The sequence below is a fragment of the Aquincola sp. J276 genome, assembly GCF_024700035.1.
GTDB lineage: Bacteria > Pseudomonadota > Gammaproteobacteria > Burkholderiales > Burkholderiaceae_C > Aquincola > Aquincola tertiaricarbonis.
Window position 1 is genome coordinate 968,514 of record NZ_JAJONC010000002.1, and the last position, 21,733, is coordinate 990,246.

Here is a 21,733-nt window from a genome sequence, read left to right on the forward strand (position 1 = left end):
GATGCGGGGCCGCTTGTGTTCAGGGCGGCAGCCGTTCCAGGCCGCGGCCCGGCGTGATCAACGCCACCGATTCCATCTGCCCGCCCCGGGCCCGCAGCACCGCCACGCCTTGTGGCGGCTGCTGGCGCGCCGCTTCCGCCATGGTCCTGAAGGGGCTGCAACGAAAGCGGTTGCAGGTGTCCGAGCGCCGCTCGCGCGGCAGGGCGCAACCCTGCTGCGTGTGGTACAGGCAGGAACCCTGCACATGCGCAGCCGGCAGCGCCGCCACGTAGAAGGCCACGGCATCCTCGGGCCGCGCACCGGGATGCTCGGCCAGCCAGTCCGCCAACGCACCTTCGTGCAGGAAGGCATGGTCGTCGCGGCCGGCGGTGCAGCAGCGGCCACCGCAATGGCCGCACAGCTGGCCGCCCATCGCGGCGATCGGGCCGGAACCTGCGTCGGCTTCGTCGGCCTCCATGGCCGGCAGCTCGGGCTGCGGCGCGGGCTGGCGGGCGATGTCGGCCAGCGCCTGCGCGAAGTCCTGGCGCTGCGCCTCGGTCGTGTCGGCCAGCGTGGTGTCGAAAGGCAGCAGCCATACCGGCTCGCGCACCGGGCGCGGCGGCTGCAGCGCCCGCACCTGGTCCATCGCGGCCTGGGTGAAGGCCTGGCGCTGGGCCTCGATGCGGCCGGCCTCGGTGCGGCCGCGGCAGGCCGCATGGCGGCACACGGTCAGGCCGCGCAGGCGGTCGGGCGCTTCCAGCGGGCGCTGGCACAGGCGGCAGCGCATCAGGCCTGCGCCACCACGTTGCCCGGCAGGCCGAAGCCGGCCACGCCGCCCTGTCGCATCACGCCGTCCACGCAGCGCATCGGGCCGGTGCTGCCGTGCGCATAGATGAGCATGCCGCTGTCGGCGTCGTAGTTGAAGCGCTCGGCGGGGCTGTAGAGCACGTCGTTGAACTCGGCATCGCCCATGCGCGGCGGGCGCTTCAGGCCGGGCGGCGTGGCACCGGTCCAGCGCTCGGTGCGCCACTGCCAGCCGGTGCTGCGCACGTTGCGCGTGCTGAGCTGCAGCACCTCCATCGTCGTCGTCTGCCGGCCTTCGTAGAAGTACACCGCGTTCAGCGGCGGCACGTAGTCGAAGCCGGCCATGTAGCCGCCATGCGGCATGCGCCGCGGCGGCGGGGCCTGCGCCATCAGCACCGGGAAGCCGCTGGCCATGTCCAGCATGTAGAAGCCCATGGGCGTGGCCGCATCGGCATGGCCGCCCTGCGCCAGGATGATGTCCAGCGCCTCGATGTAGCGCAGGCCGATGTAGCGCACCGCGGGCAGCGCGGCCGCGCCCTCCTCCCGGCGCATCCGGTGTGGCTTGAGCAGCCGCGGCACCGGCTCGTCCAGGTCCTCGTACCAGCATTCCAGCTGGCCATGCTTGAAGTGCCACAGCCGGTTGCGGCGGGTGTCGCGGCAGAACGCGTTGTTCTCCATCGCGCCCATGGCCACCGGCGGGCTGCGGGTGCCGCGCTGCACCACGCCCGTGGCCAAATTCATGTGGTGGCGCAGCACCGGCAGCGGGTTGCCGCCGGTGGGGCTGTTGGTGTCGTTGCCCCATTGCAGCGCGCCGATGATCAGCGCGCCTTCAGGCCCCACGCTGGGCGACGGTGGGCAGTAGGCCACCATCTTGTAGGTGTGCGAGGCCAGGAAGATGCGCGAGCCCTGGTGGTCGTAGTCAAACCACACCGGGTCGCGGCGGTCGCGCGCCGGATCGTGGTCTCGGTCGGCATTGGCCTTCAGCGTGCGAAAGCCCGTCCAGTCGCTGTCCTCGGGCACGTTGCCCGGCCAGCCGATGAAGCCGTAGCGCCGCGTGCGGGCCTTCCACTGCAGCGCGGTCACCGCCACCGCGGCGCCATGGCCGCCGCCATGCCACAGCTGCACGAAGCCGTCGGGGTGGTCCTTAGCGGCGGCGCCGAAGCTCCACGACTGCGTCATGCTGTCGATCATGTTCTGGTTGAAGTAGCTGTTGAACCAGCGGCCGCTGGCCTGCCGGCGCTCGGGGTCCACGTCCTCCAGGCCGTTGAGGTTGATGATGTGCACCTCTCCGGGCGGCGAGCGGAAGCGCTCCCAGGTGCTGGCCGGCACCGCGGCAGCAGCCGCCACCGCGCGGGCCGGCGTGGCGGTGGCCTGGGTGCTGCGGCAGCACACCAGCACCCGCTGCGTGCGGATGGCCGCGCCGAGTTCGCCGAAGTTGGATGCCGCACGCAGGCGGCCCAGGGCGGCCGCGGTGCCATCGGCGCCGTGGCGGTCGCATTCGTCCAGCGCCATGTGCAGCTGGCCCCACAGGCCGGTGGGGTCGGGGTAGTCACCGAAAGCCAGCGGACCGGCCACGCCGGGGTTGTCGAAGCCCACCGCATTGCGGAACACCTCGCCCCAGTGCCGGCACCAGGGGCCGGTTCCGCGCTCGAAGTCCACCTTCAGCGGGTCCACGTCGGCCGGCGAAGGCGACATCACCGGCGCCGAGCCGCCCGGCCCGTTGGGGTCGGCCTGCTGGCCGCTCTGGTGCACGTACAGGAACTCCTGCGGGCCGGTGCCGCCCAGCCGGCCGATGGTGCCCTTGGCCAGGTAGGCGAACACCTGGGCCATGCGCTGGTGGGTGGCGGCATCGCCCGCTGCACGTGCGGCCAGGCCCAGGCCCCAGGCGCCCACCAGGAAGTCGTGCTGCCAGGTCTGCAGCGCCACACCCGCGCCGAACTGCGGGATGGTGCCGAAGGGGTTGTTGGGCTGGGCCACCACGCGCTGCCAGTAGAAGTCCACGTTGGCCTTGACCGCGCGCCGGAACTCGCGCTGCAGCGGATGGCCGTCGGGCGTCACCACCGCGGCCATGAACAGCGTGCGCAGGTACCAGGCGATGCCGCGCAGCTGGTGGTGGCTGTACAGGCACAGGCCGTCGGTGCGGTTGCGCGACATGCCCACCGACAGGAAGTTGGCCGTCGCCTGGAACTGGCACTGCTCCATCAGGTAGTGGCGGCCGCTGGCGCGGTAGGCGCCATAGGGCGGTGCGGGCGAATGGCTGATGGCGTAGTAGTCGTCGCCGGCCGGCATCGCGCCGCTGGGCACCGGCGTGTAGGTCAGCGTGTGGAAGGTGTCCAACCCGCCGATGTGGTGCGAGCCCTGGGCCTGCCCGGCGATCTGCGTGGTGGGATGCTGGCTGAAGGCCACCGGCCGGCCGGTCTTCTCGTCGCGGTAGTGGATGGCGTAGCGGCCCCAGGACCACGCCTGGCGCAGCATGGATTCATAGGCCAGCGGATCGTCGGACACCAGGTAGGCCACCTCCCAGCCGGGCTGCGGGCCGATGCCGTCGTAATGCCCGCCGCCGTACATGCCGTTGCGGAACAGGCCCAGCTGGAAGGGCTGGAAGGCCGTGTTGGCCGCACCGGTCCAGCGCGGGTAGTCCACGCCGGGGTCGGGCCGCACCGTCTTGCCGCTGGCCACCAGGTAGGCGCGCGACTGCTTGGGCGCCACCCGCGGTTCGTCGGTGTTCCAGTAGCCCAGCATGCTGCCGTCGATCAGCGGCGTGCGGGTGTGATGGCCGATGCCCAGGCGGCGGTCGAAGCAGGTGCGGCCATCCATCTTCACGATGAAGCGCGCCGCCTTGTGCGCGGGCCCGGCCACCATCAGCCAGCCGTTCTCCACATAGGGAAACACCTCCACCTCGCCGCCGGCATGCAGGCACACCTCCAGCCGCATCTGCAGATGGGCATCGCTGCCGGCCGGCTGGGCATAGATCCACGAGGACATGCGCGGCCCGCTGATCCAGGTCTCCAGCGGCCGCAACCAGGCATCGCCCGACCACAGCGCCGTGCCGAGGCCCTCGGCCTCGATGCTCAGCTGCAGCCCGGTGCGCTGCAGGTCGGCCGGTGTCAGCGGTGCTGCGCTGGCGGGCGCCGCGCCGCGGCCGCGGCCGATGCGCAGCACCGTGGGCATGCCGGCCTGCAGGTCGGCCTGGCCGGCGATGACGGCGAAGTCCACCGAGCCGTCGTCATGCCGGTTCTTCACCGTGGCCTGGGCCCGTGCACCGTCGACCACGATGTGGTCGCCAGCCGGCAGATCGCCCGGCTTGAAGCTGAAGCCCGCCATGAACGGCGCCGCGCGCCGTGCGACCGGGCTGCGCAGCGCCAGCGTGCTGACGGGGATGACGGCCGCGGCCGCCGGTGCCGCCGCGGCCAGCGCGGGTGTGCCCACCGCGCTGCCGGCAAAGGCCGACAGCAGCGCACGGCGCAGGGCCGAGAAAACCGGTGCTTGCTTCATGCGCCGCATTGTGGGCGGGCGCGGGCGCCGCCGGGCAGACGCTAGACTGCCTCCATGGCCGATGCCGTCGTGCTCCAGCTGATCGCCACCGCCACCGCGCTGCGGGCCACGCATCCGCGCGTGCCGGCCCTGGACGTGCTGGACCTGGCGATGCAGGGCCACCATGGCGCGCACTTCAACACCGACGCCCCCGGCGAGCCCTGGGACGACTGGCTGGACCCGCCCAGCCCGCTGGCCCGGCTGCTGCGCGATGCCTTCGCGCCGCACCTGGCCGACGATCCCTACTTCACCCACAACATCTGGACCGCCTGCGACGCGGCCGGCGTGCTGCTGGCCACCACCTGGGACGAGCAGGTGCTGCATCCCTTCGCCACCCGCTACCGGCTGTGGGAACCCTGAGCACCGGCATGGCGGCCCGCACCACTTCCTATGGCGTGATCGTGTCCGACGAGCAGGGCCAGGTGCTGCTGGCCCATGCCACCGGCAGCCGCTGGTGGGACCTGCCCAAGGGCGGCGCCGAACCCGGCGAGACACCGCGCCAGGCCGCCGTGCGCGAGGTGCTGGAGGAAACCGGCCTGGTGCTGGCGCCCGCCTCGCTCACCGAGATCGGCCTGCTGGCCTACCGGCCGCAGAAGAGCCTGCACCTGTTCCGCATGCAGCTGCCGGCCAGCCAGTGCGACCTGTCCGGCTGCGCCTGCACCAGCTTCTTCCCGCACCACCGCACCGGGGCGATGACGCCCGAGGTGGACGCCTGGCGCTGGGCCGCGCCCACCGAGCTGCCGGTGCTGTGCGCGCCGGCCATGGTGCGGCTGCTCGCCGCGCTGGGCGTGTGCCCGCCAGCACCCGACCAGGCCTGAGAACCTGAGGCGGCCCGCCGCTCAGCGGCTGCCGCGCGGCTCGGCGTTGTTGATGCGCACCCTGAACTTGCCCTCGCGCATCGCCTTCTCGCGCGCGGCCACCTTGGCCTTCAGCGCCTCGGGCACCTTGTCCTCGAAGGTGCCCAGCGGCGCCAGCTCGCCGCCACCCACCTTCATCATCGAATAGCGGGCGTAGTCCTCGGCCTTGAACTTGCCGGCCTTCACCGCGGCCAGCGCGGCGTCGATGGCGGGCTCCATGTTCCACAGCGCGGAGGCCACCACCGTCTCGGGGTACTTGTCCTGCGTGTTGATCACGTTGCCGATGGCCAGCACCTTGCGCTCCTTGGCGGCGTCGGCCACGCCGAAGCGCTCGGCATACAGCACGTCCACGCCCTGGTCGATCATCTGGAAGGCGGCCTGCTTGGCCTTGGGCGGGTCGAACCAGCTGTCGATGAAGGTGACGTGGAAGCGCACCTTCGGATCGACGTCGCGCGCCCCGGCCATGAAGGCATTCATCAGCCGGTTGGCCTCGGCGATCGGATGGCCCGCCACCAGGCCGATGCGGCCGCTCTTGCTCATGCCGGCGGCGATCATGCCGGTGAGGAAGGCGGGCTCGACGATGTAGTTGTCGAACACCGCGAAGTTGGGCTTCTGCGGCCGTGCGCTGCTGCCCATCAGGAAAGCCGTCTTGGGATGCTTGCGCGCCACCTTGCGCGCCAGCTCCTCCACCGCGAAGGCATCGCCCACGATCAGCGCATGGCCCTGCTCGGCATAACCCGACAGCACCCGCTCGTAGTCGGCCGCGGCCACGTTCTCGCTGAACACGTAGTCGATCTCGCCCCGGGCGGCGGCGGCCTTCAGGGCCTTGTCGATGCGGCCCACCCACAGCTGGCCCACGGGCACGGTGTACACGGCCGCCACCTTCACCTTGGCCTGCGCGGCCGACGGGCGGTGGGCAAGCGCCAGGAACAGGCCGGCGGCGGCTGCAGCGGCAAGGGCCTGGCGACGGGATAGCGACATGCAAACTCCAACGAACAGTACGGGATGACCCTGCCATTGTGGCCCGGTGATGCCGCCCGCCGAGGGTGGCGCAGCTGTTTCGGGTTGTTGGCGACACCGGCGCCGCGCCGGGGCGCAGCTTGTATAACGCGGGCCGCACCAGGAGCCCCGATGACCGCGAACCGCCCCCTGCCCCTTCCTCCGCCCCGGCCGGCGCGCCACCGCCGGCTGCAGGCCGGCCTGTGCAGCGCCGCGGCGCTGTGGCTGGCCGGCTGTGCCAGCGCGCCCCGGCCCGCGGCCGACATCACCGCGCCCCCGCCGCCCGCCACCGTGGATGCGGCCAGCCTGCAGCCCGCCGCCCCGCCCTCGCCGGCCGAGGCGGCAGCCCAGGCGGCCGAGGCCGGGCGGCGACTGCGGCTGCTGATGGACGCCAGCGACGAGGCGGCCCTGGCCCGCGCGCCGGTGCTGGCGCTGTACCGCGGCGACACCCGACGCGCGGCGCAGCACGGCCTGTTCGGATCGGCCACCGAGGTGGCCATCGAGCGCGAGGCCGCGCAGACCGACCTGGCCCTGCTGGCCACCGTGCCGCGCGAGCGGCTGACGGCCGACGACCGCGCCATCCACGACACCTTCGAATGGGCGCGGCAGGATGCGCTGGCCGCCCACTCCATGCCGGCGGCGGGCTTCTGGCCACTGCTGATGCTGGACCACTTCAATGGCTGGCATCTCGCCTTTGCCGAGCTGTCTTCCGGCCAGGGCGTGGCACCCTACCGCACGGTGGAAGACTACGAGAACGGCCTGGCACGGCTGGACGGCTTCGTCGCCTGGCTGGACATGGCCGCCGACCGCATGCGCGAAGGCCAGCGCAACGGCATCGTGCTGCCGCGCCTGGTGGCGCAACGGGTGGTGACGCAGTTCGAGCTGCTGGCCGGCCAGGGCGCCATCGACTCGCCCTTCTACGGCCCCATCCGCAGCCTGCCGGCCGCCTTCTCCGCGGCCGACCGGGAGCGCCTGACCCGCCAGTACACCGAGGCCATCGAGGACAGGCTGCGGCCCGCGCTGCAGCGCACGCAGGCCTTCCTGGCGGGCAGCTACCTGGCCAGCGCCCGCGACAGCGTGGGCCTGTGGGCCCTGCCGGGCGGCGCCGACTACTACGCGCAGCTCATCCGTTCCCGCACCACCACCGGCCTGGACGCCCGCACGGTGCACCAGCTGGGGCTGTCGGAGGTGGAGCGCATCCGCGGCCGCATGCAGGCGGTGATGCAGGAAGTGGGCTACGGCGGCACGCTGGCGCAGTTCCTGGAGTGGCTGCGCACCGATGCCCGCTTCGCGCCGGCATCGGCCGAGGCGCTGGCGCAAGGCTATGCCGGGATCGGCCGGCGGGTGGATGCGGCGCTGCCGCGGCTCTTCGATGCGATGCCGCGGACGCCGCTGGCCCTGCGGCCCACGCCCGACTGGCAGGCCGCCACCGCCGCCGGCGGGCACTATGTGCCAGGATCGCTGAGCACCGGCACGCCGGGCGTGTTCTTCTTCAACACCCATGAGCTGCCCAGCCGCCGCACCTGGGAGATGGAGACCCTGTACCTGCACGAGGCCAACCCCGGCCACCACTTCCAGGGCTCGCTGGCGGCGGAGGACGAGCGGCTGCCCAAGCTGCTGCGCTACGAAGGCAACACCGCCTATGCCGAGGGCTGGGCGCTGTATGCGGAGAGCCTGGGCCCGGCGCTGGGCCTGTTCACCGATCCGTACCAGCGCTTCGGCCACTACGACGCCGAGATGCTGCGCGCGCTGCGGCTGGTGGTGGACACCGGCCTGCATGCCTTCGGCTGGAGCCGCGAGCAGGCCATCGACTACATGCTGGCCCACTCGGCCATGTCCCGCATCGATGCCACTGCCGAAGTGGAACGCTACATCGTCAATCCCGGCCAGGCGCTGGCCTACAAGGTGGGTGCGCTCACCATCGCGCAGCTGCGCGAGCGGGCGCAGCAGGCATTGGGACCGCGCTTCGACCTGAAGGCCTTCCATCGCCAGGTGCTGGGCACCGGCGCGCTGCCGATGCTGGTGCTGACGGCCAAGATCGACGCCTGGATCGCGGCGCAGCAGGGCCGCTGACGGCCGCGGCGGCCGCGCTTCACACCGCGGGCGGCAGGTCCACCCGGACCGAGCCGCGGCCGGCCGCCTTGGCCTGGTACATCGCGCGGTCGGCACGCTGCAACAGCTGGTCCGGCGTGCCGGGCTGCCCGTCGTGCAGGGCGATGCCCACCGACACGCCCACCTGCAGGCAATGCGCATCCAGGGCCACCGGCTCGCTCACCGCGGCCACCAGCCGCTGCGCTAGGGCCACGGCCGGGGCCGCCTCGCGCACGCCCTGCAGCAGCACCGCGAACTCGTCGCCGCCCATGCGGGCCACCAGGGTGGCTTCGCCGGCGGCGTCGCGCAAGCGGGCCGCCACCGCGGCCAGCATGCGGTCGCCCACCGCATGGCCCAGCGAATCGTTGATGGCCTTGAAGCCATCGAGATCCAGGTACATCACCGCCAGGCCGTCCTGGCCGTCGGCGCAGGCCTGCAGCGCCTGCGCCAGCCGCTCCATCAGCACCGCGCGGTTGGCCAGCGCGGTCAGCGCATCGTGGCTGGCCACATGGCGCAGCAGGGCTTCCTGCCGCTTGCGCTCGGTGATGTCGGTGTAGGTGCGCAGCACGCCGCCGCCATCGATGGGCACGCTGCGCACCTCGATCACGCGGCCGTCGGGTCGCAGCCGGTCGTAGCTGTGCAGCTGGTCCAGGATGCCGCCCTGCCGCACGAAGTCCTGCAGCTCGGGCGGGCTGGCCGAGAACTCCTGCACCGACCACTGGTAGGCCAGCACCTCCTCGAAAGGCGGCCGCGCAGCCATCAGCGCCGGCGGCAGGTCCAGCAGCTCGATCGCACGGCGGTTGCACACCTCCACGATGCGCTTGGCGCTGACCATGATCACGCCCTGCTGCATGCGCTCCAGCGCGGCTTCCAGCAGGGCGGACTGCTCGCGCAGCGCCTCGGGCGGGGGCGGCTGCCACAGCTGCAGCCGGCCCATGCCCGGCCAGGGCAACTCGGTGTCGGGCGCCGGCAGCGCACCGGCGGCGGGGCCCAGGCGCTGCTGCCAGGCCGTGTTGTGCAGCATCACCGTGCCATGGTCGTCACGCAGGCAGGCGGCCACGCCGATCCGGTCCAGGGACGCCAGCACCGATGCCACGAGCGGCTGCTCCAACGACGTGCCCCCTTCCACCCGCCAAGACCTCCGGCTGTGCGCAAAGCCGGCAAGACTAGTGCACCCGGGCGGCCGGCCGCAAGCCGGCGCACAAGCCACTGCGGACCACAGCCTGTTACAGCGGCGGGCGTGCGTCCTGCAGCGTGCGCTGGTACCAGTCGCGCAGCAGCGCCGCCTCGAAGGCATAGCGGCTGGCATCGGCGGCGGCCAGGCGGCGGTCCAGGTAGGCCAGGTCGGACAGCTGCTGCTCGCCCTGGGCCTGCACGCTGCCGCCGCGCAGGAGGCTGTAGCGCAGCTGCAGGCGCGGCCAGGTGGCACCGCGCAGCACCCGCAGCTCGCGCCCGGTGCGCGTGGGCTGCAGCTCGCCGGCCAGGTCCACGTCCAGCAGTTCCAGCGTCAGCTGGTCGCCGGGCTGCAGGCTGCGCTGCACCAGGGGCTGCAGCGCCTGCTCCAGCGCCTGGCGCAGTGCTTCCAGCTCGTCGGCGCCGGGCTGGCGGCGGCCGTGGCCGGCATCGGAAAAGCGCTCGGGCGCCACCAGTCGCAGCGACAGCTGCGGTGCCTCGGGCGGCGCCGCCCGCGCAGCTCCGGTGGCAGCGAGGACGATGGCCGTCGCCACGAAGGCGACGGTGCGGTGCAGGGTCTGGATCATGGAAACCTCCTTGCGCTAACGGCGCGCCAGCGAGCCCTTGAGCACCCGCACCAGCTCCTGCTGCAGCACCGGCAGGCTGAGCGGCTTGGTGATCAGGCCGGCCATGCCGGCCGCGGCCACGCGATCGTCATCGTACTGGCCGGCGGTGGCCGCCAGGATGGGGAACGGCGCCAGCCGGCCCACGCGCTGCAGCGCCTGCAGCTGCCGCGTCGTCTCGAAGCCGTCCATCGGATGCATGTCGATGTCCATCAGCACCGCCTGCGGCGGCTGGCGTTCGCAGGCCGCGATGGCCTCCAGCCCGCCGGGCACCAGCACCGCATCGAAGCCGGCATGCGCCAGCAGCGCGCCGGCCACGATGCGGTTGGTCTCGTCGTCGTCCACCACCAGCACCTGCGGCACGGCCAGCTGCGGCAGCAGCGTGGGCGGATCGCCCGGCGGACCGTCGCCATGCAACGCCCGTGTGGCCAGCAGCAGCTCGTTGGCCGAGACCGGCACCACATGCAGGTGCAGCTCGGGCCGGTGCTGCTGGCGCACGATGGTGGCGGAGCCCGACAGCACGCCGAACATGCGCTGGGTGCCCGCGGGCAGCGCCTGCCACAACCGCAGCGCCTCGTCGGCGGTGTCGGCCTGCGACTCCAGCACCACCACGCGCGCGGGCATGGGCTGGCCATCGCCCAAGGCCTGCAGGGCCGCCGTGCAGGACTCGAAGCGGCGGGTCTGCCATCCCAGGCGCTGCAGCCGGGCCGCCAGCGGCGCGCCTGGATGCGGCGGCGCGGCCACCAGCCAGGCCATGGCGCCGCGGGCATCGGCATCGGCCGGCTGCAGCCGGCCCGGCACCACCAGCCGCGCATGGAACATCACATGGTGGGCCCGGCCCTCCGCGCCGTTGAGCAGCCGCGTGCTGTCGCTGCGCAGCCCGGGCAGGCCCCAGGGCCGCTGGCGCCGGTGCACGAAGGCGTCCAGCGCCGCGGTGCCGGCCGGCCATTGGGGAGGTGGCAGCGCATCCGAGCTGGCCAGCCGCAGGTCCAGCTGCAGCAGCCCCGGGTCCTGCGGCAGCGCCTCGGCCGAGGACACCGCCACGATGAAGCCACCCGGCCGCACCGCCTGTGCGAAGCCATGCATCACGCGGTACAGGGTGGCCTGCAGCACCGGCACCTTCACCTGCAGCTGCGTGGGCGGGCAGTCGCAATCGAAATGCACCTGCCAGCCGCGGCGGATGCAATCGGCCACGACCGGCCGCGCAGCCAGCGTGAAGACCTCGCCCCAGTCGATGTCGATGCCCTGTGCCGCGTCAATCCACATGCATGCCGCCCGCCCGCCGGCCGCCACCTGCCGCCATGCGGTCCTGCCGGCAAAGCGCTTGCCCGCCGCGGCATGCGCCATGTCAACAGGGGGGCCGTGGCGGCGCTAGGATGCACCGGACCGCCACTGCAGGAGAGAGCACATGCACACCACCATGCTTCACCGCGGCCAGTGGGCGGCCCGGTGGCCGCTGCCACTGCTGGCCATGCTGCTGGCGCTGCTGGCCTGCCTGCCGGCGCAGGCCCAGCGCCATGACGAAGGCGATGGCTGGCGCATCCTGCAGGCACGCTACGGCACCGCCGAACGCCATGTGGACGTGACGGACCGCCTGCGCGAACTGGCACGCGAGGACCGCGGCTTCAAGCTCACCAACAAGACCTTCGGCATCGACCCCGACCCCGGCCGCGTGAAGACGCTGCGCATCCACGCCCGCGGCAGCGATGGCCGCACCCGCACCTTCGAATACCGCGAAGGCAGCCAGGTGGACGGCGGCCGCTTCGCCGGCTGGTCGGGCGGCGGCTGGGGCCAGGGCGGCTGGAACGGCGGCTGGAGCGGCGGCGGCTCCGGCGGCCAGCAGGCCGAAGGCGAGTACGAGATCCTGCAGGCCCGCTATGGCACCGCGCGACGCAACATCGACGTGACCGACCGGCTGCGCGAACTGGCACGCCAGGACCGCAGCTTCAAGATGGGCAACAAGACGTTCGGCACCGATCCCGACCCGGGCCAGGTGAAGACGCTGCGCATCCATGCGCGCTCCGAACGCGGCGGCACCCGCACCTTCGAGTACCGCGAGGGCAGCGTGGTGGACGGTGCGATGTTCTCCGGCTGGAGCGGCGGCGGCTGGGGCAACGGCGGCTGGAACGGTGGCTGGGGCGGCGGCAGCGGCGGCGGCCACCAGGCCGGGGAGCTGCAGATCCTCAGCGCCAGCTACGGCGCCGGCAGCCGCCAGGCCGACGTGACGCAGCGGCTGCAGTCCATGGTCAACGGCCGCTTCCTGGAGCTGCCGGTGAGCAACGACGTCTTCGGCTACGACCCCGCGCCAGAGACGCCGAAGATGCTGCGCGTGACCTACCGCGACACCGAAGGCCGTGTGCGCACGGTGACGGCCTCGGAGCGGCAGATCCTGCGCATCCGCTGAAGCCGCGTACAGCTTGCAAAACAGGCGCCTGCCGAGCCGGGGTATTCTCTGCAGCCGTTCACTGCACAGAAAGAGACGATGGCCACCGCCGCAAAGAAGACTGGCGCTTTCATGAAGCCCCTGAAGCCCAGCCCCGAACTCGCCAAGATCGTCGGCGACGAACCGCTGGCCCGCACCGAGGTCACCAAGCGGGTGTGGGACTACATCAAGGCCAACAACCTGCAGAACCCGGCCAACAAGCGCAACATCCTGTGCGATGGCGCGCTGAAGGCCGTGATGGGCAAGGACGAGGTCACGATGTTCGAGATGACCGGCCTGGTGGGCAAGCACCTCAGCACCACCTGAAGCCGCCATGCGGCCGCTGCGCGTCGCCTAGCCGTCCGCCAGTTCGATCCAGGCCGGTGCATGGTCGCTGGCCTTCTCGCGGCCGCGCACCGCCTTGTCCACGCCGGCCGCACGCAGCCGGGCCAGGGCCGGTGCATTGAGCATCAGGTGGTCGATGCGCAGACCCGCATCCCGCTGCCAGCGCTGGCGCAGGTAGTCCCAGAAGGTGTAGAGCGGCGCGTCCGGATGCAGGTGCCTCAGCGCATCCGTCCAGCCTGCCGACTGCATCGCCTGGAAGGCGGCCCGGCTCTCGGGCTGCAGCAGCGCATCCTTCTTCCACGAGCGCGTGGAATAGATGTCGGCCACCGCATCGGTAGGCACCACGTTGTAGTCGCCGGCCAGCACCACCGGCATGCCGTCGTCGCGCAGCGTGGCAGCATGCGCGTTCAGGCGGGCCATCCAGGCCAGCTTGTAGTCGAACTTGGGGCCGGGCTGCGGATTGCCGTTGGGCAGGTACAGCGAAGCCACCACCACGCCCTGCACCTGCGCTTCCAGGTAGCGGCTGTGGGTGTCGGCCTCGTCGCCCGGCAGGCCGCGGCGGATCTCCACCGGCTCGCTGCCACGCGCCAGCAGCGCCACGCCGTTGAAGCCCTTCTGCCCATGCCACAGCACGCCGTAGCCGGCGTCGCGTATGGCCGCTTCGGGGAAGGTGGCGTCGGAGGTCTTGATCTCCTGCAGGCAGGCCACGTCGGGCTTCGATTCCTCCAGCCATTCCAGCAGCCGCGGCAGCCGGCTGTGGATGCCGTTGACGTTGTAGGTGGCGATCTTCATGGTTGTCTAGTCAGGTGATGCGGCGTTGGCGCGCTGCAGGCAGCGGCGGTAGCGCTCATCCACGCGGCGGGCAAACCATTCGGTGGTGAGCTTGCGGGTGATCTTGGGGCTCTGCAGGTCGATGCGCGGCAGCACCGCGCGCGGCAGCGGCTGGCCTTCCAGCTTCTCGGCCAGGGCGAACACCCGCTCCCACAGCCGGCTGCGCTCGAAGTCGGGCGCATCGCCACGCTCCAGGTCACGGCGGATGGCGGCATGGTTCATGTCCAGCCGGCCGGCCAGCACCCGCGTGGCCAGCTCGGTGCTGCCGGGTCGCTCGTCGGCATCGGCACCATGGCGCACCAGGTCGCCATCCAGCGCCAGCGGAATGCCCGAGGCCTTGCTCACCGCGTTCTGGAAGGCGGCATTGCGGCTGGCATGGCGGCCGGCATTGAAGTCCGCGAAGCGGTACAGCGGCTGCGGATAACTGGCCGGGTAGTCCAGCAGATGGGCGATGCCGAAGTAGAGGCCGCCGCGGCGGCTGAACACCTCGTGCCGGACGCTGCCGGCCATGGGATAGGGATAGGTCCGCTGCTGGGCATGGGCTTCGGCAAAGGCGATGCTCACCTGCATCGGGCCGCCGGTGCGCACCGGGTTGCGCCCGGCCAGGAAGCGCCTGCCGAGCGGCACCATGCCGATGAGGTCCTCGAAGATCTCGCTCAGCTCACGCTCGGTGCGGGCGTTGTCGATGCGCTCGGCGTAGCTCTTGCCGTTGGGCGAATCCACCTGCAGCGCGGCGCGCACCAGCAGCATCGGCACGCCGGCGCGCTCGGCCTGGCGCTCGATCTCCCGCCAGGCGATGCCCGACAGGCCGGCCACCGGTGGATCGGCGCGGTAGCTGGATTCCTGCTCTGTCACGGCCAGGGCCGCGCACAGGTTCGACGGCGTGGCGGGCAGCTCCAGCGCGGCCAGTGCGGCCACCACGTCGGTGGCCCAGCCCTGCGCGCCGGCCAGCTGCGCCGGAAGCAGCTGCACCACCAGCTGCCGCGCCTGCGTGGGCGGCAGGCCAGCTTCGCGCTGCTCCGCAGGCGGCGTTGCGCAGCCGGCCAGCAGGGCCAGGCAAGCCAGCGCGCCCATCGGCGCCGCCAGCCGGGCCGAGCCGCGGCGACGGGATGAACGACATGGCAAGGTCAACTGCATCGGACCATTCTGTGCCAAGCCCCGCCGCCGGCAGCGGGCGGGCCGATTGCCCTGCCCAGCGCATGACCACGCATCCCAAGGACCCCGCGCGCTGGCGCCAGTGCCTCCAAGGCCGGGCCGGCGTCTTCTCGTACACCGGCGACCCGCGCTTCACCTACAGCCTGTACGTGCCGCCACCCGACCCGCAACAGCCGCCGCCGGGCCTGCTGGTGACGGTGCACCACAGCCTGCGCAACTTCATCGAATGCCGGGACCTGTTCAGCGACTTCGCGCAGCGGCACCGGTTGGTGGTGCTGGCGCCGCTGTTCCCGATCAACGTGCTGGGCGACGGCGAAGCCGATGGCTACAAGTACCTGGTGGAAGGCCCGCTGCGCTACGACCTGCTGCTCGACGGCATGGTGCAGGCGGTGGCCGCGGACACCGGCTGCGACGGCAGCCGCTTCCTGCTGCAAGGCTATTCCGGCGGCGGCCACTTTGCGCAGCGCTACTTCCTGCTGCATCCGCAGCGGCTGCGCGCCGTGGCCATCGGTGCGCCGGGGCAGGTGACGCTGCTGGACGACCAGGCCGACTGGTGGGCCGGCGTGCGCGACATCGGCGAACGCTTCGGACGGCCGCTGGACCTGGCAGCGCTGCGCCGCGTACCGGTGCAGCTGGTGGTGGGCAGCGAAGACACCCGCACCGACGAAATCGGCCCCGCCCCGCCCAGCCGCTACTGGCGCAGCGAAGAGGAACGCCGGCAGTCGCACCGCGGCGACCGGTTGCGCAAGCTGCAGCAGTCGTACGCCGACGCCGGCATCACTGCAGAGCTGGAGGTGATGCCGGGCGTGCCGCACGGCCATGGCACGACGCCGGCCATCGCGCTGGCGCAGCGATTCTTTGAGCGGTGTTTGTCGGTGGATGGCTGATGGCATCGGCTTGTCTAGACAGGTTCGTGCCGCTGCCGTAGATGCTGTTCTTGTTCGGCCGCCACGCGGGGGGCGGTGCCCGGCGGGCGCCGTGCCAGGGCACCTTCATGCGCAGCGCCACCGCTCCGACATTTGCGCAGGCGCCGTGCGCAAACACGCAAACCAAGTCAGCCCTGCCCAGCCGCCTCGATCCGCTCCGCATTGGTGGTGCTGCGCGTACCCTTCAGGTGCATCTCCACATCGGCGGCCTTGTCGCCGACGGCGGCGACGGCTTCCTTCAGCTGTTCCTCGGTGCTGTCGAGCTTCTTGGCCCACTGGGCTACGTCGGCCTCGTCGTCCATGCGGATGCGGGCGGGTTCCTGGCCGTGGTTGGTGTTGTCGTTGGTCATGCGGGTCTCCTGTTCAGCTTGAACCGCATGGTCGCCCGCACACCCGCCGCGGGCCGCCAGACGGCTCCGGCAGGCCACGTAGGAATGCGCCCGCGCGCGCCGGCCTGTTCAGTCGAGCAGCGCCGGCCGGCCGGTGTGCCAGCCCTGCGCATAGTGCACGCCGATCTCCTGCAGCGCGCTGAGGATGTCGGCGTTCTCCACCCATTCGGCCACCGTCTGCAGGCCGCACACCATCGCCACGCGGTGGATGGATTCGACGATGGCGCGGTTCTGCGCATCGGTGTGCATGTCCTTGACGAAGGAGCCGTCGATCTTCACCACGTCGACCGCCAGCTGCCGCAGGTACGAGAAGGACGACAGCCCCACGCCGAAGTCGTCCAGCGCGAAGCGCGCGCCCCGCTTGCGCCAGGCGGCGATGAAGCGGTGGGCCGCCTCCAGGTTGCCGATGGCCGCGGTCTCGGTGATCTCGAAGCACACGCGCCGCGGATCCACGTCATGGGCCTCGAACAGCGCCAGCACGTCGGTGAGGAAGGTGGCATCGCCCAGCGACTGTCCGGACACGTTGATTGCGCAATGCGCCGCCGGCGTGGCCTGCATCCAGGCCAGCGCATGGCGAAACACCCAGCGGTCCAGCTCGCCCATCAGCTGGTAGCGCTCGGCCGCGGGGATGAACAGCGCCGGCGGCACGAGGCGGCCGTCGTCGCCGCGCAGGCGCAGCAGCACCTCGCAATGCGAGGTGCCGGGCAGCGCCGCGCCGGTGCCCACGATGGGCTGGCCATGCAGCTCGAAGCGGTCCTCGGCCAGTGCGCGGCGCAGTACCGCCACCCAGTGCATCTCGCCGCGGCGGCCCTCCACCTGGGCATCGGCCTCGGCCGCGAAATGCACGCGGTTGCGGCCCGCCTCCTTGGCCGCGTGGCAGGCCACGTCGGCATCGCTGAGCGCCCGCAGCGCATTGCCGTCGCTGCGCAGCAGCGGCGCGATGCCGATGCTCGCGGTGAGCCGGTGCTCCAGCCCCAGCCACACGAAGCGGTGTGCCGCAATGCGCTCGCGCAGCGCCTCGCAGCGCTGGATGCCGTCCTGCGGACCGCACCGGGCGAGGATGAGGCCGAACTCGTCCGCGCCCAGCCGGGCCACCACGTCGCTGTGGCGGGTGCCGGCCTGCAGCAGGCGGCCGATCTCGGCCAGCAGCGCATCGCCCGCCGCATGGCCCACGGTGTCGTTGATCACCTTGAACTGGTCCAGGTCCAGGTGGCACAGCAGGTCACCCGGCGCCTGCGCCGGCGGCCGCCCGCCCGGGGCCAGCAGTCGCTCGAACTCGCGTCGGTTCATCAGGCCGGTGAGCGCATCCTGCCGCAGCTCGCGTTCCACCCGCTCGGCCTGGCGGTGCTGCTCGGTGACGTCATGCGCCACCCACACCATGCCCAGCAGCCCGCCGCCGGCATCCAGGATGGGCGAGGCACTGTGCTGCACCCGGCGCAGGCTGCCATCGGCCCGCAGCAGCAGCACCGAGCCGCCGGCCGCCAATGTGCTGCGCTGCTGCAGGCAGGCCAGCACCGGCGAAGGCAGCGGCAGCCGGTCGTCGGTGGACAGCAGCGCCACCGCTTCGGCGAAGGGGCAGCCGCACAGGCTGCCCGCGGCCACGCCCAGCAGCGCATGCGCAGGCGGGTTCATGCTGTCGATGCGGCCCTGGGCGTCGGTGGTGATGACCGCGTCGCTGAGCGACTGCAGCGTCACCCGCAGCCGCTCGGTCTGGGCCTGCAGCTGTGCGTGGCGCAGGGCCAGCTGGGCGGTGCTGTCCTCGGCCTGCCGGCGCGCCGCACGCAGCGCGCGCTCGTGCCGGCGCGTGGCCTCGGCACTGAACAGCGTGATGCTGGTGACGGACTCCTGCCCGGGCTTGGCAGGCTGCACGCGGGCATGGGCCAGCACCGGCATGCCACGGCCGTCCGGCGCGCGGAAGTCGAACGAGATCTCATGCGCGAAGCCCTGCAGCTGCAGCAGCGGCGTGTAGTGCGTCTCGTGGAAGATGCGGCTGCCCGGCGAGAGCACGTCCTGCAGCCGCAGCCGGCCCTCGATCTCGGCCAGCGGCCGGCCGCACCACTGCGCCACCAGCGCATTGGCACGCAGGATGAGGCCGTTGTCGGCGGTGTAGAGGTGGCCGCACTGCGCGCTGTCGGGCAGCAGCGGCAGCAGCGCTTCGGCCGCGGGCGCGCTCACCGCGCCGCCGTGGTGGCGGGCAGGCGGTCGACGAAGCCCCGCAGCGCGGCGGTGGTTTCCTCGGGCGCGCTCAGGTGCGGGCAATGGCCGGTGGCACGCAGCCGCAGCAGCTCGCCGCGCGGCAGCTGCTCAAGCAGGTAGTCGCCCACCGCCAGCGGGGCCAGCGCATCGTCGGCGCACTGCAGCACCAGGCAGGGCGGCTGCACATGGGCCAGGTCGGCGCGGTGGTCGGCCAGCAAGGTGACCCGCGCGAAGTGGCGCGCCACCGCCGGATTGCCGGCGCAGAAGCTGTTGGCCAGCGCCTGGCCCAGCTCGGGGCGGTCCGCGTTGCCCATGATCACCGGCGCCATCATGCGGGCCCAGGAGAAGTAGTTGCTGTCCAGCGTGTCCAGCAGCTCGTCGATGTCGTCGGCCTCGAAGCCGCCCTGGTAGCCCGGGTGATTCAGGTAGCAGGGATTGGGCGCCACCAGCGCCAGCGCGCTGAACAGCTCCGGCCGCAGCCGCGCCGCCAGCACGCCGATCATGGTGCTGACCGAATGTGCCACCAGCACCGGCCGGTGCAGGCCGGCGGCTTCGCACACCCCGATCAGGTCCTGCGCATGGCCCAGCAGCGTGCCGTGGCGCTGCGTGTCATAGGCCGCCGGATCAGCGCCGCCGGAGCCGGCGTAATCGAACAGCAGCACCTCGTGGTCGGCCTCGAAGGCCGGGGCCACCTGGCGCCACACCTGCTGGTCGCAGCCGTAGCCATGGGCAAAGACGATGGCACGGGGATGTCCGGCATTCAGCCGGCGGACGTTGTGGCGATCGAGGACGTTCATTGCCCGCTGCTATCGGCCCGCGGCGCAGCGTATTGAGGGTGCCGGGGAGCCCCTGTGGCATCGAGCGCGGCCGGGGGCTTGCAGCCCCTGCTTCGGTTACACCACCCCGGCAAATACTGCCGAAGCGACGTCCTGCACCGGCAATTTGCTCAGGCGCTGCGGCGCTGCGCACGCGCCAGCATCGGCGAGGCCTTGCTGGCGGCCATCACGTCCTGCGCGGTGGCCAGCAGGGCCGGGGCCAGCGCCTCCATGCGGGCTTCGGTCAGGCGCACCAGCGGGCCGGCGATGGTGATGACGCCGATCGCCGGGCCGCCCGGCGCGCGCACCGGTGCGGCCATGGCCGACATGCCGGGCGCAAACATCTCCACGATGGTGCTGTAGCCCTGCCGGCGCGCGGTGCGCAGGCAGGCCAGCAGCGCCTTGACGGTGGTGGGTGCGCGGGGGCCGAACTGCTCGGGCTGGCCAAAGCCCTGGCGGGCCACGCGCTCCAGCGCCTCTTCGTCGCTGAGCGTGGACAGCAGCGCATGGCCGGCCGCGCTGCACGACAGCTGGACCGCCAGGCCCATGTCGGGGTCGTAGCGCAGGCCCCGGGTGGCGCCCTGCGCCTTGGCCACGAACACCAGGTCCTCGCCGTCTACCACGCCCATGCGCACCAACTCGCCCGACTCATGCGCCAGGCCGTCCAGCAGCGGCTGGGCCACGTCCACCACGCCGGAATTGCTGAGGAAGCTCAGGCCCAGCGACACCAGTTTGACGGTCAGGGTGTAGTCGCCATGGTCGCGCTCCTGGCGCACATAACCGTACTCGGCCAGCTCGGCCAGCAGCCGGTGGGTGACGCTGAGCGGTATGCCCAGCTCGGTGGCGATGAAGGACAGCGAACACCCTCCCGGATGCGCAGCCAGCGTCTCCAGCACGTTGAAGCTTCTTTGAAGTTTTGAACTCATCTGTAACAGGCCGCCGGGGGCCTTGTGGGGCTGCCCACGCACTCTAACGCCCGACCCCATGAATCAACGGCTGGGAAGCGTATTCCCTAGTGGAAACACTTTCCGTTTTTCTTATGCTGACGGCCAAGATTCACCTTTCTGAATACAGGAGAACCCCCATGACGCTCCACCGCCGGCCGCTCGTCCTCGCCTGCCTGTCGGCCTTGCTGGCCCTGCCCGCCCTGACCGCCACCGCGCAGGACTTCCAGGAGCGCACCATCAAGTTCGGCCACCTCAACAATGCCGACCACCCGGTGAGCGCCGGCGTCAAGAAGTTCGCCGAACTGCTGGCCGCCAAGACGGGCGGCAAGATGAAGGTGCAGGAGTTCCCGGCCTCCACGCTGGGCAACGAGATGCAGCAGCAGTCCGCGCTGCAGGGCGGCGTGCAGGAGATGAGCGCGCCGGCCACCACCTCGCTGGCAGGCATCGTCAAGGAGTTCGGCCTGATCGACTTCCCGTTCGCGGTGAGCGACTTCGGCCAGGCCGACGCGCTGCTGGACGGCCCCTTCGGCCAGGCCCTGCTGGCCAAGCTGCCCGAGAAGGGCCTGGTGGCCCTGGGCTACTGGGACCTGGGCTTCCGCAACGTCACCAACAGCAAGCGGCCCATCACCAAGCCGGAAGACCTGGAAGGCCTGAAGCTGCGCGTGATCCCCAACCCGGTGTTCCTTGAGACCTTCAAGGCGCTGAAGGCCAACCCGACGCCGATGCCCTTCGCCGAGTTGTATGGCGCGCTGGAAGCCAAGGCGGTGGACGGCCAGGAGAACCCCTTCGCAGTGATCCTGTCCAACAAGATGTACGAGGTGCAGAAGTACGTCAGCGCCACCAACCACGTGTACGCGGCCAACATCGTGCTGGTCAGCAAGCGCTTCTGGGACAAGCTGTCGCCGGCCGAGAAGAAGGCGATGAACGACGCCGCCAACGAGGCGCGCAGCTACCAGCGCACCACCAGCCGCGCCGCCGCGCAGAAGGCCGTGGCCGAGCTGCAGGCCAAGGGCATGCAATACAACGAGCTGACCCCCGCCGCGCAGAACGCGATGAGCGCCATCGCCAAGCCGGTGACCGACCGCCTGGCCGCCTCCTACGACCCCGCCACGGTCAAGCTCTACAACGACGAGCTGGCCCGCATCCGCAAGTGATGCCCTTCCCCGCCCAAGCCACGCCGACTCCTTGCGCATGCCCATGAACATCCTCGTCCTTCACGGCCCCAACCTCAACCTGTTCGGCCGCCGCGAGCCGCACATCTACGGCACCACCACGCTGGCGGAAATTAACGAACGCCTGGGGGCCATCGCCCGCGAACTGGGCGTGACGCTGGAAACCTTCCAGAGCAACCACGAGGGTGCGCTGATCGACAAGCTGCACGAGCGCATCGACAGCGCCCACGGCGCGCTGGTGAACCCGGCCGGCCTCACCCAGCACGGCGTGCCGCTGCACGACGCCATCAAGGCGATGCCCTTCCCGGTGCTGGAGATCCACATGTCCAACATCGCGGCGCGCGAGGCCTGGCGGGCGCACTCCATCATCTCCCCCGCGGTGAAGGCCACCATCCAGGGCCTGGGCTGGCGCTCGTACACCTTCGGCCTGCAGGCGCTGGTGGACCTGGTGCGCGAAGGCCAGTCGGCCTGAAGG

At 71.6% G+C, this 21,733-nt stretch carries 20 protein-coding genes; 8 read left to right on the forward strand and 12 right to left on the reverse strand.

Going from position 1 to position 21,733, the window contains the following annotated elements; genetic code table 11:
* Positions 1 to 19: 19 nt before the first annotated feature.
* Both LRS14_RS22360 and LRS14_RS22365 read right to left on the reverse strand, forming a co-directional pair.
* The gene (locus LRS14_RS22360) at positions 20 to 766 is read right to left on the reverse strand and encodes a hypothetical protein (protein ID WP_257801172.1); all 747 of its coding nucleotides are present in this window, start codon (positions 764 to 766) and stop codon (positions 20 to 22) included.
* Entirely contained in the window at positions 766 to 4,278 is a 3,513-nt protein-coding gene (locus tag LRS14_RS22365) for a hypothetical protein (RefSeq protein WP_257801173.1), read from the reverse strand. Before LRS14_RS22365 ends, LRS14_RS22360 begins: the two co-directional genes overlap by 1 nt.
* A gap of 54 nt (positions 4,279 to 4,332) precedes the next feature.
* On the opposite strand from LRS14_RS22365, the gene LRS14_RS22370 reads away from it, so the two are divergent.
* Together LRS14_RS22370 and LRS14_RS22375 are read left to right on the forward strand one after the other, a co-directional pair.
* Complete coding sequence (locus LRS14_RS22370) at positions 4,333 to 4,677, forward strand: hypothetical protein (RefSeq protein ID WP_046112544.1); 345 nt, start codon at positions 4,333 to 4,335, stop codon at positions 4,675 to 4,677.
* Between the two features lie 8 nt (positions 4,678 to 4,685).
* Positions 4,686 to 5,135 (forward strand): NUDIX domain-containing protein, encoded by a 450-nt coding sequence (locus tag LRS14_RS22375; RefSeq protein ID WP_257801175.1) that lies wholly within the window; start codon positions 4,686 to 4,688, stop codon positions 5,133 to 5,135.
* A gap of 21 nt (positions 5,136 to 5,156) precedes the next feature.
* Here LRS14_RS22375 and LRS14_RS22380 read toward each other — a convergent pair whose 3' ends face one another.
* Positions 5,157 to 6,155, reverse strand: coding sequence for a BMP family protein (locus LRS14_RS22380; RefSeq protein ID WP_257801176.1), 999 nt, complete (start codon positions 6,153 to 6,155; stop codon positions 5,157 to 5,159).
* Positions 6,156 to 6,305: 150 nt separating this feature from the next.
* Here LRS14_RS22380 and LRS14_RS22385 point away from each other — a divergent pair, with 150 nt between their 5' ends.
* Positions 6,306 to 8,246, forward strand: coding sequence for a DUF885 family protein (locus LRS14_RS22385; protein WP_257801178.1), 1,941 nt, complete (start codon positions 6,306 to 6,308; stop codon positions 8,244 to 8,246).
* 19 nt (positions 8,247 to 8,265) lie between these two features.
* Here the strand turns inward: LRS14_RS22385 and LRS14_RS22390 are convergent, their stop codons facing one another.
* The 3 genes from LRS14_RS22390 to LRS14_RS22400 form a co-directional block, all read right to left on the reverse strand.
* Complete coding sequence (locus LRS14_RS22390; protein ID WP_257801179.1) at positions 8,266 to 9,360, reverse strand: diguanylate cyclase domain-containing protein; 1,095 nt, start codon at positions 9,358 to 9,360, stop codon at positions 8,266 to 8,268.
* A gap of 130 nt (positions 9,361 to 9,490) precedes the next feature.
* Positions 9,491 to 10,024 carry a DUF3016 domain-containing protein gene (locus LRS14_RS22395; RefSeq protein ID WP_257801180.1) on the reverse strand — a complete coding sequence of 178 codons (534 nt, stop codon included), beginning with the start codon at positions 10,022 to 10,024 and terminating at the stop codon, positions 9,491 to 9,493.
* 15 nt (positions 10,025 to 10,039) lie between these two features.
* Positions 10,040 to 11,326 carry a response regulator gene (locus LRS14_RS22400; RefSeq protein WP_257801181.1) on the reverse strand — a complete coding sequence of 429 codons (1,287 nt, stop codon included), beginning with the start codon at positions 11,324 to 11,326 and terminating at the stop codon, positions 10,040 to 10,042.
* Positions 11,327 to 11,468: 142 nt separating this feature from the next.
* Here LRS14_RS22400 and LRS14_RS22405 point away from each other — a divergent pair, with 142 nt between their 5' ends.
* Together LRS14_RS22405 and LRS14_RS22410 are read left to right on the forward strand one after the other, a co-directional pair.
* The gene (locus LRS14_RS22405) at positions 11,469 to 12,464 is read left to right on the forward strand and encodes an SUEL-type lectin domain-containing protein (RefSeq protein ID WP_257801182.1); all 996 of its coding nucleotides are present in this window, start codon (positions 11,469 to 11,471) and stop codon (positions 12,462 to 12,464) included.
* 78 nt (positions 12,465 to 12,542) lie between these two features.
* Positions 12,543 to 12,809, forward strand: coding sequence for an SWIB/MDM2 domain-containing protein (locus LRS14_RS22410; RefSeq protein WP_046112550.1), 267 nt, complete (start codon positions 12,543 to 12,545; stop codon positions 12,807 to 12,809).
* Positions 12,810 to 12,836: 27 nt separating this feature from the next.
* Here the strand turns inward: LRS14_RS22410 and xth are convergent, their stop codons facing one another.
* Together xth and LRS14_RS22420 are read right to left on the reverse strand one after the other, a co-directional pair.
* The gene (gene xth, locus LRS14_RS22415) at positions 12,837 to 13,619 is read right to left on the reverse strand and encodes an exodeoxyribonuclease III (protein ID WP_257801183.1); all 783 of its coding nucleotides are present in this window, start codon (positions 13,617 to 13,619) and stop codon (positions 12,837 to 12,839) included.
* A gap of 6 nt (positions 13,620 to 13,625) precedes the next feature.
* Entirely contained in the window at positions 13,626 to 14,795 is a 1,170-nt protein-coding gene (locus tag LRS14_RS22420) for a DUF1615 domain-containing protein (protein WP_257801184.1), read from the reverse strand.
* A 62-nt stretch (positions 14,796 to 14,857) separates the two neighbouring features.
* Between LRS14_RS22420 and LRS14_RS22425 the strand changes: the two genes are divergently transcribed.
* Entirely contained in the window at positions 14,858 to 15,700 is an 843-nt protein-coding gene (locus LRS14_RS22425) for a S9 family peptidase (RefSeq protein ID WP_257801185.1), read from the forward strand.
* 167 nt (positions 15,701 to 15,867) lie between these two features.
* On the opposite strand, the gene LRS14_RS22430 is transcribed toward LRS14_RS22425, so the two are convergent.
* The 4 genes from LRS14_RS22430 to LRS14_RS22445 form a co-directional block, all read right to left on the reverse strand.
* A complete protein-coding gene (locus tag LRS14_RS22430) occupies positions 15,868 to 16,089 on the reverse strand; it encodes a DUF3606 domain-containing protein (protein WP_046112554.1) in 222 nt (73 codons plus the stop codon).
* Between the two features lie 108 nt (positions 16,090 to 16,197).
* Positions 16,198 to 18,303, reverse strand: a complete 2,106-nt coding sequence (locus LRS14_RS22435) for an EAL domain-containing protein (RefSeq protein WP_257801186.1) — start codon at positions 18,301 to 18,303, stop codon at positions 16,198 to 16,200.
* On the reverse strand, positions 18,300 to 19,121 hold the full coding sequence (locus LRS14_RS22440) for an alpha/beta fold hydrolase (RefSeq protein ID WP_257801187.1): 822 nt from the start codon (positions 19,119 to 19,121) through the stop codon (positions 18,300 to 18,302). Before LRS14_RS22440 ends, LRS14_RS22435 begins: the two co-directional genes overlap by 4 nt.
* Before the next feature lie 149 nt (positions 19,122 to 19,270).
* Positions 19,271 to 20,065, reverse strand: a complete 795-nt coding sequence (locus LRS14_RS22445; protein ID WP_046112556.1) for an IclR family transcriptional regulator — start codon at positions 20,063 to 20,065, stop codon at positions 19,271 to 19,273.
* 158 nt (positions 20,066 to 20,223) lie between these two features.
* Here LRS14_RS22445 and LRS14_RS22450 point away from each other — a divergent pair, with 158 nt between their 5' ends.
* Positions 20,224 to 21,240: a TRAP transporter substrate-binding protein gene (locus LRS14_RS22450; protein ID WP_046112557.1), complete on the forward strand. Its 1,017-nt coding sequence runs from the start codon at positions 20,224 to 20,226 to the stop codon at positions 21,238 to 21,240.
* A 43-nt stretch (positions 21,241 to 21,283) separates the two neighbouring features.
* On the forward strand, positions 21,284 to 21,730 hold the full coding sequence (locus LRS14_RS22455; RefSeq protein WP_046112558.1) for a type II 3-dehydroquinate dehydratase: 447 nt from the start codon (positions 21,284 to 21,286) through the stop codon (positions 21,728 to 21,730).
* Positions 21,731 to 21,733: the final 3 nt, after the last annotated feature.